At 64.7% G+C, this 17104-nt stretch carries 13 protein-coding genes and 1 pseudogene; 8 read left to right on the forward strand and 6 right to left on the reverse strand.

The window, feature by feature from the left end; genetic code table 11:
• Positions 1-71: 71 nt before the first annotated feature.
• Positions 72-3181 (reverse strand): annotated as a pseudogene (locus tag BLS60_RS02735) (transglycosylase domain-containing protein).
• Positions 3182-3379: 198 nt separating this feature from the next.
• Here BLS60_RS02735 and BLS60_RS02740 point away from each other — a divergent pair.
• On the forward strand, positions 3380-4201 hold the full coding sequence (locus tag BLS60_RS02740) for an aldo/keto reductase (protein ID WP_092365295.1): 822 nt from the start codon (positions 3380-3382) through the stop codon (positions 4199-4201).
• A gap of 411 nt (positions 4202-4612) precedes the next feature.
• On the opposite strand, the gene rapA is transcribed toward BLS60_RS02740, so the two are convergent.
• Complete coding sequence (rapA, locus tag BLS60_RS02745) at positions 4613-7456, reverse strand: RNA polymerase-associated protein RapA (RefSeq protein WP_092364344.1); 2844 nt, start codon at positions 7454-7456, stop codon at positions 4613-4615.
• A gap of 175 nt (positions 7457-7631) precedes the next feature.
• Here rapA and BLS60_RS02750 point away from each other — a divergent pair, with 175 nt between their 5' ends.
• The 7 genes from BLS60_RS02750 to BLS60_RS02775 all read left to right on the forward strand — a co-directional run bounded on the left by BLS60_RS02750 (position 7632) and on the right by BLS60_RS02775 (position 12278).
• Entirely contained in the window at positions 7632-7928 is a 297-nt protein-coding gene (locus tag BLS60_RS02750) for an aspartate-semialdehyde dehydrogenase (RefSeq protein WP_070881669.1), read from the forward strand.
• 35 nt (positions 7929-7963) lie between these two features.
• Positions 7964-8560, forward strand: coding sequence for an alpha-ketoglutarate-dependent dioxygenase AlkB family protein (locus BLS60_RS02755; protein WP_092365298.1), 597 nt, complete (start codon positions 7964-7966; stop codon positions 8558-8560).
• A complete protein-coding gene (locus BLS60_RS21440) occupies positions 8557-8715 on the forward strand; it encodes a hypothetical protein (protein ID WP_092364347.1) in 159 nt (52 codons plus the stop codon). The genes BLS60_RS02755 and BLS60_RS21440 overlap by 4 nt, the downstream gene beginning before the upstream one ends.
• Positions 8716-8930: 215 nt before the next feature.
• Positions 8931-9047: a cytochrome c oxidase subunit CcoM gene (gene ccoM, locus BLS60_RS21700; RefSeq protein WP_276325639.1), complete on the forward strand. Its 117-nt coding sequence runs from the start codon at positions 8931-8933 to the stop codon at positions 9045-9047.
• A 192-nt stretch (positions 9048-9239) separates the two neighbouring features.
• Positions 9240-11225 carry an FUSC family protein gene (locus BLS60_RS02765; protein WP_092364350.1) on the forward strand — a complete coding sequence of 662 codons (1986 nt, stop codon included), beginning with the start codon at positions 9240-9242 and terminating at the stop codon, positions 11223-11225.
• Positions 11212-11415 (forward strand): DUF1656 domain-containing protein, encoded by a 204-nt coding sequence (locus BLS60_RS02770; RefSeq protein WP_092364353.1) that lies wholly within the window; start codon positions 11212-11214, stop codon positions 11413-11415. Before BLS60_RS02765 ends, BLS60_RS02770 begins: the two co-directional genes overlap by 14 nt.
• Before the next feature lie 11 nt (positions 11416-11426).
• A complete protein-coding gene (locus BLS60_RS02775) occupies positions 11427-12278 on the forward strand; it encodes an efflux RND transporter periplasmic adaptor subunit (protein ID WP_070881666.1) in 852 nt (283 codons plus the stop codon).
• A gap of 251 nt (positions 12279-12529) precedes the next feature.
• Here the strand turns inward: BLS60_RS02775 and codA are convergent, their stop codons facing one another.
• The 4 genes from codA to BLS60_RS02795 form a co-directional block, all read right to left on the reverse strand.
• Entirely contained in the window at positions 12530-13765 is a 1236-nt protein-coding gene (gene codA, locus BLS60_RS02780) for a cytosine deaminase (RefSeq protein WP_092364356.1), read from the reverse strand.
• Positions 13762-15003, reverse strand: a complete 1242-nt coding sequence (locus BLS60_RS02785; RefSeq protein WP_092364359.1) for a PucR family transcriptional regulator — start codon at positions 15001-15003, stop codon at positions 13762-13764. The genes codA and BLS60_RS02785 overlap by 4 nt, the downstream gene beginning before the upstream one ends.
• Complete coding sequence (gene codB / locus BLS60_RS02790; RefSeq protein WP_092364362.1) at positions 15000-16271, reverse strand: cytosine permease; 1272 nt, start codon at positions 16269-16271, stop codon at positions 15000-15002. The genes BLS60_RS02785 and codB overlap by 4 nt, the downstream gene beginning before the upstream one ends.
• 245 nt (positions 16272-16516) lie before the next feature.
• The gene (locus BLS60_RS02795; RefSeq protein WP_092364365.1) at positions 16517-17023 is read right to left on the reverse strand and encodes a DUF1993 domain-containing protein; all 507 of its coding nucleotides are present in this window, start codon (positions 17021-17023) and stop codon (positions 16517-16519) included.
• Positions 17024-17104: the final 81 nt, after the last annotated feature.

A 17104-nucleotide genomic window follows, 5' to 3' on the forward strand; every position in this document is an offset into this window, starting at 1 on the left:
CCTACGTCTGCTTCCGCCACATTGCTGCCTGTCTTTACGGCGGCTCGCTTTACTGGCTATAAAGCTGGCCTTTAGCGAGCCGGTTGCGCGGTTGCTTCCTGCGGCGGCGGGGCGCAGAGGGTGCGGGCCGCGGTTTGCAGGCAGGGGGCAAGAATCGGCTGCATGCCTTTGAGCACCTGTACCGGTAGCGCCGAGGTGAAGCGGAAGTTTTCTGCTGCGCGGCCGGGCACGAAGGCGGTTAAGGTGCCGAAGTGATCCGGGCCGAGAAAGAACACGAACGTAGCCGTGCGGTTCTGCACCCGCGAGCTGATCACCTGGCCGCCGCGGCCCACGCTGGTCAGGCGGTTATCGCCGGTGCCGGTCTTGCCGCCGAGGGTCAGCGGGCTGCCATCGGCCAGGGTGAAGGTGCCTTGCAGGCGCCGCGCCGTGCCGCCATCCACAACCTGTGACAGCGCCCCGCGCAACGCGGCGGCGACTTCCGGCGCCATTACCCGTCGGCCGGGCTCCAGCACATGACCCAAGCGCGTTTCGTAAGGCGTATCAGTGGCGAAGTGCAGGCTGTCGATGCGCACCGTGGGCAGGCGCAGGCCATCGTTCTGGATGATGCCGATCAGCTCCGCCAAAGCAGCGGGGCGGTCGCCGGAGCTGCCGATGGCCGTGGCCAGGGACGGCACTAGATACTCGAAGGGATAACCCAGATTTTGCCAGCGCTGGTGAATGTCGAGAAACGCTTCGACCTCCAGCATGATGCGAATGCGGCTGTCCCGTGCGCTCTTGTGGCGGCTCTTGAACAGCCAGCCGTAGACTTCCTGGCGCTGGTCGCGGCTGGCGGTCACGGCGTCATCGAAGGCGGCTTGCGGATGGTCGATCAGGTAGGCGAGCAGCCACAACTCCAGCGGGTGAACCCGGGCGATATAGCCTTGGTCCGGCAAGCTGAACGCGCCCGGCCCGTAGCGCGTGTAAAGATCGTCGATGCGCTTGGCACTTGGCGGCTCACCCGGCAGGTGGGCCTTGAGAAAGCCGGCAAAGGTGGCTTTATCGACATCGGGCATCAGGTAGCGGTGCACTGCCGCCAGGCGCGTGTCGGTAAGGCGCAAACCGCCGATGAAGGTGTCCAGTCGCTGCTGTGCAGACTGCCCCTGGTACTTGCGCCAGAAGCGCAGCAGAAAGGTGGTGCCTTCGCGGTCGGCAAAGCGGCTCAGGTACTCCTGGCGCCGCGGGTCCTTGTCGTCCTTGAGCAGGGCGGCGCTGTTGCCCGGTGCCTGGTAGGTGCTGTAACGCACCAGGTCACGCATCAGGCGAATGAACGGCAGGTTGATTGATTCCTGCAGAGACTCACGCAGGGTCGGTCGCCGGCCGTTGTCCTCGCGGCGGAAGTTACCGAAGGTGTGCAGGCCGCCGCCTGTGAAGAAGCGTTCGGCCGGGCTGGCCGAGTAGCGCCGCTCCAGCGCCGCATCGAGCATTCCGCTGAGGTCGGCATCGGGGTTGCGCAGCAGGTAATCGATGGCCCAACGGCTGAGCAGATCCTGCTCGGCAACGTCCTGGGCGCGCAGTTGGGCGGCGCTCATGCCGGCATGCCGCGCATGCAACTCGGCAATCACCTCCAGGTAGGTCGCCATTACCCGCAGTTTGGCGGTGGAGCCCAGTTCCAGCTTGCTGCCTTCATTGATGTCGAACGGCTGGTGGGTGTTATCGGTTTGCACCCGCACCTGGTTACCGTTGGGGGTACGTTCGAACAGAGTGAAGCTGTAACGCACATCGGCGGTCTTGCTGGGCGACAGCAAGCGGTCGCCAAACAGCCCTACGGCTTCGGCGAAGGTGGGTCGGCGAGCTGTTCAAGGTACAGGCTGACCTCCTGTTGCAGGTCCGAATTGAGGCTGGCGCGAGCATCCAGATCGAGGCGGTCGAGCTGGTAATAGGACAAGTTGAGCAAGCTCGCCAGTCGTGCCCGCGCCATGCTGATGCCTTTATCGGTGTCGACAAGTTGCAGGTTGGGGTCGGTCTGCCAGTCGCGGTAAGTCGCCTGTTGCGCCAGGGCGGCGTCGCGCAAGTCGGCATCCAGCACGCCGCCACTGGCCAGCAGGCGCAGGTGGCTGTCGGTCAGTTCGGCCAGTTCGGCGCGACCCCGGGACAGGTAGTAGGACGGTCGACGCTGGGCGATCATCAACGACAGCACCTGCCGCAGGGCCAGGCCGCGCTCTGCCAGGCTGGCATCGGCGGAACGCTGCGGGTCGAGTAGACGATTGGTGGTGGCGAAGTCGGCGCCGTACCAGATGCGCAGGCCATCCGCGAGGCCGTGTACTTCACCATGCCCGGGCGCGGCCGAAAGCGGCACGCTGTTGAGGTAGTCACGCACGATGTTTTGCCGGGCTTCGAGGGTCTGCGGGCCACCCTGATAGGCGCGCACGCTGGCGGAAACCATCTGCCGCAGTTTCTCCGCAGGTGCGTGGGTGATGCCATCCGGCGAGTGGCGATACTTCTCCAGTTGCGTGGCCAGGGTGCTGCCACCGGCAGACTGATCCTGCATAGCGACGTACTTGCCGGCCTGCGACAGTGCAGCTTTGACGAAGCGCGGCCAGTCCACCGCCGGGTTGGCCTCGGCGGGTTCGCCGGCCAGTAGCTTGCGGTCTTCGATGAACAACAGGCTGCCGACCACCAGCGGCGGGATCGCATCGAAGCTGGGGTAACGCTGGCGCGGATTGCGCACGGTGTAGAAGGGCGTGCCGCGGCAGTCTTCGATGGCCACGCCGGTCTGCGCCTTTTCATCGAACGGCGGAAAGAAGCCCCGTTCGGCGTAGCGCATCAGCGCGGGAGAGAACTGGCTCTGCTGTAGCACCTCGAAGCCTCGGCTCTGCAGGCGCTCGATAAAGGTGGGCAAGCGGCTGTAGCCCATACGTTGGTCGAACGGGCCGGCGCCGGGGTAGATGATCGCGTCGCTGGAGCCGCTCTCGACTTGATAAGTGAGCTGCGCGGCGTAGCGGCTCAGCTCGGTGGACTGGAAGTAAGCGGTGCGCAGTTCATAGACCAGCAGTGCCACACCCGCCACCAGCACGAACATCAGGATGATGCCGACTGCCCAACGCACAGCGTGGGACTGCCGCCGAGGTTCGAGCTGCACCGCGGTAGCGGCTTTTCGCGCGCTGACAGGCGGTGCTGAGTCGGATCGCCATAGTGCGCCCATCGTGAAGTGGCCCTGGCTTGTCCTTTAACTCCAGCGTAGTCGCTGGACCACATTGTGCTGTGCCCGTCGAGCGGAAAACCCGTGTCGGAACCTCAGTCGGGGGCGTGTGCTAGACGCGTCGCGCCAATCCTCGGCAGGTAAGGAGATGAACCTGAGTGCCGGGCATGGGTCAGCATGCATTCAGTAGGAGGACGCATGATGAGAACATTGGAAATAGCCGGTATTCAGGTACCGGTGATCGGCCAGGGCACCTGGCGCATGGGCGAGAAACCGGACCAGCGACGTGGCGAAGTGGCGGCGTTGCGCGAGGGTATCGAGCGTGGCCTGCGGCTGATCGACACCGCCGAGATGTATGGCGAGGGCGGCGCCGAAGAGGTGGTCGGGGAGGCCATCGCTGGCCAGCGTGATCAGGTGGTGCTGGTCAGCAAGGTCTATCCGCACAACGCCACTCGCACGGGTGTGGCAGCGGCCTGCGAGCGCAGCCTGAAGCGCCTGGGCACCGAGTACATCGACCTGTATCTGCTGCACTGGCGTGGGCAATACCCGTTGGCGGAAACGGTGGAGGCATTCGAGCGCCTGCGCGAGCAGGGCAAGATCGGCCGCTGGGGCGTTTCCAATTTTGATCTGGATGATCTTCAGGAGCAGGATCTGCCTGGCTGCGCGACCAACCAGGTGCTGTACAACCCAGAAGAGCGGGGCGTGGAGTTCGACCTACTTCCCAGGCAACAGCGCCTGGGTATGCCGCTGATGGCTTACTGTCCGTTGGGGCAGGGCGGTGCGCTGCTGGCCAACCCGGCGTTGCGCCAGGTGGCTGAGGAGCACGGCGTGAGCACTGCGCAGGTAGCCTTGGCCTGGGCGCTGCGCCAGCCCGGGGTAGTGGCGATTCCGAAAGCAGGCGACCCACGGCATCTGGCAGAGAATGCAGCCGCCGCCGATCTGCAGCTCAGCGAAAACGATTTGCGGGTGATCGACAGCGCTTATCCGGCACCGACGCGCAAGCAGCGGTTGCAGATGGTATAGAGCGTGGTTTTCAGGGTGGCGTTGAGCGAAGCGATACCCGTGTAGGTGCGGCGTTGAGCCCCAGTGGCGTGGCGAGGCCGCAATCGTTCGCGCCGGGGGTGACGCTCCTACGCGATGGGTGGTGATGCCGCGATCACTTGTAGGAGCCGCGACCCCGCGGCGAATGGTGGCCGTGATGCGGTGATGCGGTATGGCCGCAATCGTTCGCGCCGGGGGCGACGCTCCTACACGATGGGTGGTGACGCCGCGATCATTTGTAGGAGCCGCGACCCCGCGGCGAATGGTGGCCGTGATGCGGTGGTGCGGTATGGCCGCAATCGTTCGCGCCGAGGGCCGAGGGGCGACGCTCCCAACGGGTATTCAGACAATCGGCCCAGCTCCTGCCCTCCGCTTGGAAGGCAGGAGAACGGGTCAGCCCGCGACCAGTACCCGAATGGCTTCAAGGCGCAACGCCGCTTTGTCGAGCATCGCTAGGCCCTGTTCGCGCTGCTCACGCAGGGCGGCCAGTTCGCTGTCACGCACGCTCGGGTTGACCGCTTGCAGGGCGGTCAGGCGGGCCAGCTCTTCGTCCAGCTCGGCTGCCAGGCGACGCTTGGCTTCGCTCACGCGTTCGATGTGGCGCGGCTGGATCTTCGCTTCACCGGCAGCGATCTGCGGGTTGAGGGCGTCACGCTGGGCCTGCACGAACTTGTTGGCGCTGGCACGCGGCACGCTTTCCAGCTGGTCGTTGAGAGTCTCGAAGGACACCTTGCTCGCCAGGTCATTGCCGTTGCCATCGAGCAGGCAGCGTAGTGCAGCGGGTGGCAGATAGCGACCCAGTTGCAGGCTGCGCGGCGCAACCACTTCGCTGACGTAGAGCAGCTCGAGCAGCACGGTGCCAGGCTTGAGCGCCTTGTTCTTGATCAGCGCCACCGAGGTGTTGCCCATCGAGCCGGAGCGCACCAGGTCCATGCCGCCCTGCACCATGGGGTGTTCCCAGGTGAGGAATTGCATGTCTTCACGCGACAGGGCCAGGTCGCGGTCATAGGTGATGGTCACGCCTTCGTCGTCGCCGAGCGGGAAGCTGGCATCGAGCATCTTCTCGCTGGGGCGCAGGATCAGGGCGTTATCGGAGTGGTCCTCGCTGTCGATGCCGAACGCGTCGAACAGCTGCTCCATGTACATCGGCAGGGCGAACTGGTCATCCTGCTCGAGGATCGCTTCGACCAGCGCTTCACCTTCACCCGCGCCGCCGGAGTTGAGCTCCAGCAGGCGGTCACGACCGGCGTGCAGCTCACTTTCCAGGCGCACACGCTCGGTGGTGGCTTCGTCGATCAGCGCCTGCCACTGGCCATCGTCGGCGTTTTCCAGCATCGGCAGCAGGCGGCTGCCGAACCGGTGTTGCAGGGCGTTGCCGGTCGGGCAGGTGGCCAGGAAGGCGTTCAGTGCCTGGTGATACCACTGGAACAGACGCTCCTGTGGGCTGTTTTCCATGTACGGCACGTGCAGCTGAATCTTGTGCTTCTGGCCGATCCGGTCGAGGCGGCCGATGCGCTGCTCGAGCAGATCCGGGTGGGCTGGCAGGTCGAACAGCACGAGGTGGTGGGCAAACTGGAAGTTGCGGCCTTCGGAGCCGATTTCCGAGCAGATCAGCACCTGGGCACCGAATTCTTCGTCGGCGAAGTAGGCCGCGGCGCGGTCACGCTCGAGGATGCTCATGCCTTCGTGGAACACCGTGGCCGGGATGCCGGAGCGCACGCGCAGCGCGTCTTCCAGATCCATGGCGGTTTCGGCGTGAGCGCAGATGACCAGGACCTTGAATTTCTTGAGCATCTTCAGGGTATCGATCAGCCACTCGACGCGCGGGTCGAAGCGCCACCAGCGCTGCTCTTCCTCGATGTCCGCCTGGCCCTGGTAGCTGACTTCCGGGTACAGCTCGGCGTGTTCGCCCAGCGGCAGCTCCATGTATTCGTTGGGGCTCGGCAGCGGGTAGGCGTGCAGCTCGCGCTCCGGGAAACCCTGTACGGCGGCGCGGGTGTTGCGGAACAGCAGGCGGCCGGTGCCGTGGCGGTCGAGCAGCTCGCGGGTCAGGCGCGCACTGGCCTCGATATCGCCGTCGGCGACCGCGGCCAGCAAGGCTTCGCCCTCGGCGCCCAGAAAGCCGTGGATGGTCTTGTGCGCGGCATCGGAAAGGCGGCCCTTGTCGAGCAGCTCCTGCACTGCTTCGGCGACCGGCTGGTAGTTGGCGCTCTCGGCACGGAAGGCTTCCAGGTCATGGAAGCGGTTCGGGTCGAGCAGGCGCAGGCGCGCGAAGTGGCTGTCCTGGCCAAGTTGTTCCGGGGTGGCGGTGAGCAGCAGCACGCCAGGGATGACTTCGGCGAGCTGTTCGACCAGGCTGTATTCGCGGCTGGCCTTTTCCGGGTGCCAGACCAGGTGGTGGGCTTCGTCGACCACCATCAGATCCCAGCCGGCGGCGAACAGCGCGTCCTGGGCTTTCTCGTCTTCGCACAGCCATTCCAGCGCGACCAGGGCCAGTTGCGCGTCTTCGAACGGGTTGCTGGCGTTGCTTTCGATGAAACGCTCGGCGTCGAACAGCGCGACTTCAAGGTTGAAGCGGCGGCGCATTTCCACCAGCCACTGGTGCTGCAGGTTCTCCGGTACCAAGATCAGCACACGGTTGGCGCGGCCGTTGAGCAGTTGGCGGTGGATGACCAGGCCGGCTTCGATGGTCTTGCCCAGGCCCACTTCGTCGGCGAGCAGAACGCGCGGCGCGATGCGGTCGGCCACTTCGCGGGCGATGTGCAACTGGTGGGCGATGGGTTGGGCGCGCACGCCACCCAGGCCCCACAGCGAGGACTGCACCTGCTTGCTGGTGAATTCCAGGGTGCGGTAGCGCAGCGAAAACCACGGTAGCGGGTCGATCTGGCCGGCGAACAGGCGGTCGCTGGCCAGGCGGAATTGAATGAAGTTGGACAGCTGGGTTTCCGGCAGGGTGACGTTCTGGTTCTGCGCATCCAGGCCGTGATAGACCAGCAGGCCGTCGACGTCATCGACTTCGCGCACGGTCAGCTTCCAGCCTTCGAAGTGAGTGATCTCGTCACCCGGCGAGAAACGCACGCGGGTCAGCGGCGCATTGCGGGTGGCGTATTGGCGGGTTTCGCCTGTGGCCGGGTAGAGCACGGTGAGCATGCGGCCGTCCTGCATGAGGATGGTGCCCAGACCCAGTTCCGCTTCGCTGTCGCTGATCCAGCGTTGCCCCGGTTGATACTCCGCCATGCTGCCTGTCTCCACCTGTGAAAAAGCCGGCTATGGTACCGGAAACGCCGGCCCTCGGCCAAAGGTGCATGGTGTGGATTTGGCACTTACTGACCGATACCCGGTCAGAAGTGTAGCGATACGACGCTAAAGCTGCCTGCCCGGCTGCCGACAAGCGTACAAAGGGAGCGCTTTTATGTTGCCGCCGATTCCACAAGGCCTGATTCCGGTCACTGCCCAGCAGGACGTGGTCAAGCCGCGCCCGGAAATCGCTCCGGTGACGCCAACGGCCGAGACCGCCCAGGAAGACGCGGTCGGATTGGAAAAACGCCATCCTCAGGAAGTCGAAGAGCGCCTGCGTGAAGAGCAGCGGCGTCGGCAACGGCGTGGTTACACCGCCGCCGAGCTGGCCGAAGGCGACGTGGATGAACAGGATGAGCCTGCCATCGACCAGTTGCCCCGCCAGGGGCTGTGGGTGGATGTTGAAGTGTGAGCAACGTTGACCCCGCCTCCAGCGCCCAGGGCGCTCTGTTCGACCCATCCGATCTGAATCTGCCCGACGCTGACCTGACGTACCTGCCCGCCTGGCTCGACCGCGCCACGGCCGATCACTGGCTCGACCAACTGGTCCGCGAGACGCCGTGGCAGCAGCCCGAGGTGGTGCTGTTTGGCAAGCGTCATCCAGTGCCACGGCTGTTGGCCTGGTATGGCGACGCCGAGGCCCGTTATCGCTATTCCGGGGTGGTGCATCAGCCGCTGCCCTGGACGCCGCTGCTCGCCGAGATCCGCCAGCGCCTGGTCGACACGCTGGAGCGGCCGCTCAATGGCGCGCTGCTCAACTACTACCGCAATGGCCAGGATTCCATGGGCTGGCACAGCGACGACGAGCGCGAGCTGGGCGAAGACCCGCTGGTGGTTTCCCTGAGCCTGGGCGGCGAGCGGCGCTTCGACCTGCGCCGCAAGGGCCACACCCGCATTGCCCATTCGCTGATGCTGGCGCACGGCTCGCTACTGGTCATGGGCGGCCAGACGCAGCATCATTGGCAGCACCAGGTGGCGAAAACGCGCAAGCCGTGCGCGCCGCGCCTGAACCTTACATTTCGTCTGATCCGGGCGCCGCTATGAGTAACGATGTAAAGCTGATCGACTTTGCCGCCGAGCGCGACAAGCGCATTCACGACCTGCGTGACAAAAAGCTCGAGGACATGCGCAATGCCTTCGAGCAAGCGCTGCCGCTGCCCAAAGGCAAGAAGAAGGTCAAGAAGCCAAAGAAGCGCTGAGCAGTATTTTTCCCTGACGGAGTGGGCTCTCTGCTTCGTTTCCCTCCTGTTGCGTATCCAGCTCATAGGTACGTGCGCAGATTTCCCGTTCCGCATCTCCTCATGATCCCTGACTGTTTCGGCAGGCCGTGCGTTGCCCTTGATCTGGGTCAATGGCGCGCGGCGCAGCGCTGTTAACGTAGCCCCATACCCGAACAACAGGTGCAGGAGGCAGCATGTTCGTCGATGGAGTGGTTCTCGCCGGCATCGGTACCGTGGGGCTGATGCTGCTGTTCTGCGCCGGGTTCGCTTATTTCATCTGGAGAGACGCGCGCCGCAAACCGCCGCGCTGAATCCGGATTCACAGGCACGCAAGGCATTGGGGCGACTTCGGTCGCCCTTTTTTTATGCGCGATTTTTAAAGGGTGCTGAGGGGCAGGCTCTGGACAGTGATAGTTAGCTAGCTAATAATTGGCAGTCCGCACGGAGGCGGAACCGTTTAGCGACAGCTATGTTCACAGCTGAGACCCCTTTAGGTAACCAACGTGCGTGATTCCCTGCTGGCGTTCATTGCGCCGAGCTCGCAAGCCATCCAGTTCGCGATCAAGACCCTGCTTGGCGGTGGTCTGGCGCTTTGGCTCGCCCTGCGATTGGGCCTGGAGCAGCCGCAGTGGGCGTTGATGACAGCCTTTATCGTCGCCCAACCGCTCTCCGGCATGGTGGTGCAGAAGGGCCTTGCGCGCCTGCTCGGCACCCTGGTCGGCACCTTCATGGCCGTGGTGATGATGGCCTTGTTCGCCCAGACGCCGCTGCTGTTTTTGCTGGCGTTCGCGCTTTGGCTGGGCTTGTGCACGGCAGCGTCGACCATGCTGCGCAGCTCGTGGTCCTACGCCTTCGTGCTGGCCGGCTATACCGTGGCGATCATTGGCTTGCCGGCCATCGGCAAGCCTCTGGTGATCTTCGACGAAGCCATCGCCCGCTCCACGGAAATCTGTCTGGGCATCATTTGCGCCACGCTCAGCAGCGCCTTGCTGTGGCCGCAACGGGTCGAGCGACAGCTGGCGCAGCAGGCCCGCGCGGCGCTGCAGACCGGGATCAAGGCGGCGCGCCAGGCGTTGACTGGCGAGGCCGAGGCACGCCAAGGGCTGCTGGAGACGCTGTCGCGTATCGTCGCCGTCGACGCCCAGCGCGAGCACGCCTGGTTCGAAGGCGAGCGCGGTCGCCAGCGAGCGGTGGCGCTGCGCGTCCTCAGCCGCGACCTGCTCGGCGTACTGCGGCTGGCCCGTGGTGTGGCGCGCCAATGGCGGCAGTTGAGCGGCAGCGAAGCCGAGGCCGTCGCGCCCTGGTTGCAGGAAGTGGATGAGCATCTGCAAGAGTGGCAGGGCGACCTGCCGGCGTTGGTCGAGCGCCTGCGCCAGGCGGCCCAGGACGAGGAGTTGAACAGCGGCCAGCAGCTGTGCCTTGAGCGCATGGCCGTTCTGCTGCTGCGCATCGAAGATGCTGGCCGGGCGCTGCTGGCGGTCGAGGAGGGCCGCGCACCGGTCGACGCGCCACGGGCGCTGTCCTGGCACTACGACTGGCAGAGCGCGCTGGTCTACGGTTCGCGCAGCGCCCTGGCGTTCCTGACCCTGGCCACATTCTGGCTGGCCACCGCGTGGACGCACGCCATCGGCGCCATGCTGCTGGCCTGCGTGGTCTGCAGCCTGTTCGCCCGGCTCGAGGCAGCGCCGCAGATCGGCATGATGTTTCTGCGCGGCATCCTCTACGCGCTGCCGGTGGCGTTCTTCGTCGGGCAGATACTGATGCCGCAGATCGATGGTTTCGTGATGCTCTGCCTGGTACTCGGCGTGCCGCTGTTCTTCGGTGTACTGGGCATGGCCAAACCGCCGCTGGCCGCTACCTCGACTGCCTTCTGCCTGCACTTTATCGTGCTGTGCCTGCCGGCGCCGGGCGTTGGCTACAACGTCGAGTTCTTTCTCAACGAAGCGCCAGGCATGCTCATGGGTGTCGGCATCGCCGTATTGGCGTTCCGTCTGGTGGTGCTGCGCAACCCGGTGTGGCATGGCCGCCGCCTGATGCATGCCACGCTGGTCGACCTCGGCCGCCTGACCCGGCGGGAGCTGGGCCGCGCGGAAAACTGGTTCGGTGGGCGCATGGCCGACCGCCTGCTGCAGCTTGCCCGGCACTATCCGGCGCGCCCGGACCAAGCGCGCAGCCGCTGGGACGACGGCGTGGCGGGTCTTGACCTCGGCGATGAGCTGCTGCACTTGCGCGCCTGCCTGGCCAATGCCGACCCTGAACTTGATCGTTCGCAGCGGCGTTTTCTGCGGCGCCTGGATGATGCACTGGAACGCGGCCCGGCGCCGGGTCGCGAAGGTGATCTGGATGGGCCGGTAACGGATTTGCAGGCGGCCTTGCGCGCCTGTGCGCCAAGTGTCGACAAGCGCCTGGCCGAGGCCGCGCTGCTGCAATTGCAAACCGGCTGGCGCCAGTGGTGCCAACTCAGAGGAGAAACCCATGGGCTTGCATGAGTGGTCGCTGGGCGGCGTATTGCTGAGCCCGATGGCGGCCTACGCGGTATTGGCGCTGCTGCTCACCGGCGTTATACGCCTGGGGCTGCAGCGCGTGGGATTGGCGCAGTGGATCTGGCACGAAGCCCTGTTCGATTGCGCCCTGTTTGTCTGTGTTCTGGCGGTCATAATTGCCGTGCTGGCACGTTGAGGAGAGAAAGCATGCGTTCGACGATTCGCGTCGGCATCACCCTGGCCATGGTCCTGGCGGCGATTTTCGCTGGCTCCTGGATCTGGCAGCACTACATGTATTCGCCGTGGACCCGCGATGCGCGGGTGCGTGCCGACGTGGTGACCATCGCCCCCGACGTATCGGGGTGGGTGGTCGAGCTTACGGTGCGCGACAACCAGCAGGTAAAGGCCGGCGATCTGTTGATGACCATCGACCGTGATCGCTACCAGGCCGCGGTGGAAAAGGCCCAGGCCGTGGTAGACATCCGCAAGCAGCAGCTCAGCTTGCGCGAGCACGAAGCTTCCCGGCGCGCGCGCCTTGGCTCCCAGGCAATCAGCGCCGAGCTGCGCGAGAACGCGCAGATTAATGCCGAGATGGCGCGCAGCGAATTTCGCGAAGCTCAGGCCGATCTGCGTATCGCTCAGCTCAACCTGGCGCGCAGTGAAGTGCGGGCGCCACGTGACGGGCAGATCACCAATTTGGTGCTGGCCCAGGGCAATTATGTGACGGCAGGGCAGGCGGTGATGGCGTTGGTCGACACCGGCTCGTTCTACGTGCAGGCGTACTTCGAGGAAACCAAGTTGCCACGCATCCAGGTCGGTGCGCCCGTCGAGGTATGGTTGATGGGCGGCGAGCAGGAAATTCGCGGCGAAGTGCAAAGCATCAGCCGCGGCATCACCGACCGCAACGCCAGCCCGGACGGCCAGTTGTTGGCCAATGTCGAACCGACCTTCAACTGGGTGCGACTCGCGCAACGCATTCCGGTGCGCATCAAGCTCGATGCCATGCCCGAGAACGTTCAACTGAGCGCCGGTATGACCGCCAGCGTGCGGGTGGAATAAACCCGCAAATTTCTCTTTCGTAGGCTGGGTCGAGCGCAGCGACGCCCGGGAAATTGCCCTGGGTATCGCTGCGCTCAACACCAGGCTACGGGTGGATGATTTTCGGCGTGCGGATGGCATCACTCTCGGTAGGCGCCACGACCCCGCGGCGAATGGAACAGGCAACACCGATATCGAGTTGTGCCCACGATTCGCCCGGGGCCGGGGCTGCTACAAAGGTAGCGTCTGGCGATCCGGTATGTGCTCGCGGATCAACCGCGCTGCACACTCGCCGGGGTTCTGCGCATCAGCACTTCGCCGTTGCGGAGCGACACCAGGGCATAACCCTGGGTGCGGATCATCTCGTAGTCGTCGGGCGCCGAGAGGATCAGCAGATTCGCCGGGCGGCCCACTTCCAGGCCGTAGCGCTCGCCCAGGTGCAGGGTGCGAGCGCTGTTGTCGGTAATCAGGTCTAGGCTGCGCTGCAGGTCGCTGTAGCCGAGCATATGGCAGATGTGCAGGCCCGCTTCGAGAATGCGCAGGATGTTGCCGTTGCCCAGCGGGTACCACGGGTCGACGATCGAGTCCTGGCCGAAGCAGATGTTCATGCCGGCGCGGTCGATCTCCGCGACACGGGTCAGGCCGCGGCGCTTCGGGTAGCTGTCGAAGCGGCCCTGCAGGTGGATGCTCTCGGTCGGGCAGGAGACGAAGTTGATCTTCGACATCTTCAGCAAACGAAACAGCTTCGAGCAGTAAGCATTGTCGTAGGAGCCCATGGCCACGGTGTGGCTGGCAGTGACGCGTTCGCCCATGCCGCGCACGCGGGCCTCTTCAGCCAGCACTTCGAGAAAACGCGACTGCGGGTCATCGGTTTCGTCGCAGTGCACATCCACCAGGCAGCCCGTGCGTTCGGCCAGGTCCATCAGAAACTTGATCGAGCTGACGCCCTGGTCGCGGGTGTTCTCGAAGTGCGGAATACCGCCAACCACATCCGCGCCCAGCGCCACCGCCTGCTCCATCAGCGCGCGACCATTGGCATAGGATTCGATGCCTTCCTGCGGGAACGCGACGATCTGCAGGTCGATCAGGTGGCGGGTTTCCTCGCGCACCTCGACCATCGCCTTCAACGCCGCCAGGCTCGGGTCGGTGACGTCGACGTGGGTGCGCACGTGCTGGATGCCATGATCGACCAACATGTCGATGGTCTTTCTGGCGCGGGTCTTGGTGTCTTCGTGAGTAACCAGCGCCTTGCGCTCGGCCCAGCGCTCGATGCCTTCGAACAGCGTGCCGCTCATGTTCCAGGCCGGCTCGCCAGCAGTCAGGGTAGCGTCGAGGTGAATGTGCGGCTCGACGAAGGGCGGCACCACCAGATTGCTGGCGGCGTCGAGGTCGCCTTCTGGCGCGATGACGGCAGCCGGCTGCGCGCTGATGGCGGCAATCCGTGAGCCGTCCAGGGCGATATGGAATAGGCCTTCGCGGCCACGCAGGCGGGCGTTGACGATGTTCATGGGGTACTCCTTGGCAGGCTATGAGACGACAGACGGCGAATCAGCAACGCAATGCTGATATTCAACCGGTCGTGTGGATCATCGAACGAGCAGCCGGTCAGCGCTTCGATACGTTGTACACGGTAGCTCAGGGTGTTGCGGTGCACGCCCAGGCGTTGTGCGGCCAAGGCCAGGTTGGCGTTCTCGTGAAACCAGGCTTCCAGGGTTGGCATAAGCACCGGCTCATGCCGCGAATCATCGCCGATCAGCGGGCCCAGCGTGCGTTCCACGAAGCGTTCGAGCAGGCTGCGGTCGCGAATGGCGCCGAGCAGTTCGATCACCCCCAGCTCATTGAAACTGCACAGCCCCAGGCGCTCGGGAAAGGCCTGGGCGGCGACCAGTGCCTGGCGGGCCTGACCTAAAGCACGGGCAAATTGTTCGGGCTCATGGCTGCCGCTGCTGAGGCCGAGCACCAAGCGCTGCGGCTGCAGGCGCGGGTCCAGTTCGGCGAGCAGATCCAGCAGCAGGCGCCGGTTGCGTTGTTCGTCCTGGCTGCTGGTGCAGGGCAGCAGGGCGATCCAGTGCTCGCCCTGGCTGATCAGCGGCAGCGCTTCACCCAGTTGCTGCAGGCACTGCTCCAGGCGCTGTTGCAGACACTGGCGGTTGTCGCGCAACAGGCGTTCGCCATTGTCGGCCGCTTCGCCATCGAACAGCTGTTCACTGTTCTGCAGACGCAGCAGGGCGACCTGACGGGGCACACCGAGCGGCAGGTCGAGGCTGGCGGCGCGCTGCAGCAGCACGTCGAGCGACTGGTAATCGCCTTCCAGCAATTGCTCCAGCACATGCTGGCGCGAACTGCCCAGCATCTGCTGCTGCACCAGCGCGGTTCCGATCGCCTGGGTGACCACCACCATCTTCAGCCCGTAGGGCTGCTCCAGCAGCGGCAAACCGAGGCGCTCGGCTTCGGCGATCACGCTGGCTGGAATCTGTTGGATGTATTCGGCGCCGGTGAGTATCACCAGGCCGGCGGTGGCGCGCTCGACTGCCTGGCGCACCAGGAGCAGCAGGTTGGCCTCATCACGCGGATGGTTGATGCCAGTGACGAAGACCAGCTCGCCGCCCATCACCCAGTCGGCAATATCGGCGTTCTCGGCCACGTACGGCCAGCGCACCGGGTTGCCCAGCGCCGCCTGGCCGGCGCGCAGGCGCAGGTCATGCAGGCCGGGCAAGGCCAGAATATCGGTGACGCTCAGGCTCATGCGTCGGCGACCAAGCCGCGGGCGGCGAAGACTTTCTTCGCTTCGAACAGCGTTACGTAGACCAGCGCGGCGACGGCGATGCCCACCAGCGGTGCGACCCAAGGCGAAAAGTATGCGCACAGCGCACCGACGCCATAGGCGCCCAGGCCGACCCAGTTGAATGCCGGCAGCCGGGCGGTGGCGAGCAAGGGGTAGCGACCCTTATGGCCGTAGAAATAGTCCGCCATGATCACGCCGCCAATCGGCGGGATGATCGAACCGAGCAGAATCAGGAAGGGAATCAGCATTTCGTACATGCCGCCGATGGCCAGCAGCGTGCCGATGCCGGCGCCCACCACGGTGACGGTCTTGCGGCGACCGGTGCGCAGCAGGTTGCAGCCGGCCGCGGCGAAGTTGTAGATGGTGTTGTCCTGGGTGGTCCACAGGTTGAGGAACAGCATCACCACCGCGGCGATGGACAGGCCTTGCAGCACCAGCACTTCGACGATGTCCGGTTGTTGGTAGACGATGGCGCCATAGGCACCGGCGACGATCATCAGGCCGTTGCCAAGGAAGAACCCGACCATGCTGGCCATCACCGCGATACGGCCGCTACGGGCGAAACGGGTCCAGTTGGTGGCCTGGGTGGCGCCGCTGACGAACGTGCCGAAGACCATGGTGATGGCGACGCTCAAGGTCATGCTCTGGGTCGGCTCGATGGCCAGCAGCGCGCTGATGCCGCCCACGTCATCGGTGGCGATCCACAGCGAACAGACCAGCAGGGCCAGCATGGCCGGTACCGAGATGCGCGAGAGCATGTCCAGGCCCTTGTAGCCGATGAAGGCGGTGAGGCAGAAGCCGAAGCCGAACAGCACCATCAACGGCATGGTGAGGCTCTCGGGTAGGCCGAGGATCTTTACCAGCACGATGGCGACCGTCGCGGTGCCCCATGCGTACCAGCCGATCTGCGTGAAGCCCAGCAATACGTCGGAGAGCTTGCTGCCCGCTTCGCCAAAGCAGAAACGGCCCATCAGTACTGAATTCAGGCCGCTGCGACAGGCGATCAGGCCCAGTATCGCCGCGTAGGCACCGAGCAGCAGGTTGCCGATGATCGCGGCCCAGATCAGCGTCTTGAAGTCGAAGGCCATGCCGATCTTGCCGCCGGCAAACATGGTGGCGGTGAAGAAGGTGAAGGAGAACAGCATGATCGAGGTGGAGAACAGCCCCTTGCGGGCGCCGGTCGGCACTTCGCTCAAGGGGTAGTCGCTGTCGGTGGTGGGGTGCGTCATGGCCTAGCTCCACGGGGTGAGAGAAGGCTTGGCTATAGCAGGTGACGTGCCAACTGATCAGTTCGGCAGCTCGTACAGTGCGCGTTGTGCGAAGTGCACAATGAAATGCGGATTTTTAGCGTACAGGCTGATTTTACTTGTTGGCTTTTAACAAGGTTGACCTGTCTTGGTGCGATGCCCGGCGGGCATGCACCAAGAGGTCACGACAGGCAGGGGAGCCTGTCCATCATCTGGCGAGCAGGTGCTCAGCGGGTGCCGAGGAAGTCGCGCTTGCCCAGCTCCACGCCATTGTGGCGCAGGATGGCGTAGGTGGTGGTCAGGTGGAAATACAGGTTCGGCAGCACGTGGTCGAGCAGGAAGGCCTGACCCTGGAAGTGAGTCTCCTTGTCACGGCGCTTGAGGGTCACGGTGCGATCTTCGCTGCCGTCGAGCTGGGCGGCGCTGATGCCTTGCACGAACTCCAGGGTCTTGGCGATGCGCGCCTGCAGCTCGGCGAAGCTGGTTTCGTCATCGGCATGGCTTGGCGCTTCGACGCCGGCCAGCAGGGCGGCGCCGGCTTTTGCGGTGTCGCAGGCGATCTGCACCTGGCGGGCGAGCGGGAACATGTCCGGGGCCAGGCGCGCGTTGAGGAACACGCTCTGCTCGATCTTGCGGGTTTCGGCGTTGGCGGCGGCGATGCCGAGGATGGTCGACAGGTTGTTCAGTTGGCGGGTGAAGACCGGGATGGAAATGGAATGCATGGACAGTGGCATGGAAGGCTCCAGAAAAATGTACGTCGTATGAAATCGCAGGATGGGTCGGGCGGCGTAGGTGAAACCCATCGATCCGGTGAT

Source organism: Phytopseudomonas seleniipraecipitans (assembly GCF_900102335.1).
GTDB classification, from domain to species: domain Bacteria; phylum Pseudomonadota; class Gammaproteobacteria; order Pseudomonadales; family Pseudomonadaceae; genus Aquipseudomonas; species Aquipseudomonas seleniipraecipitans.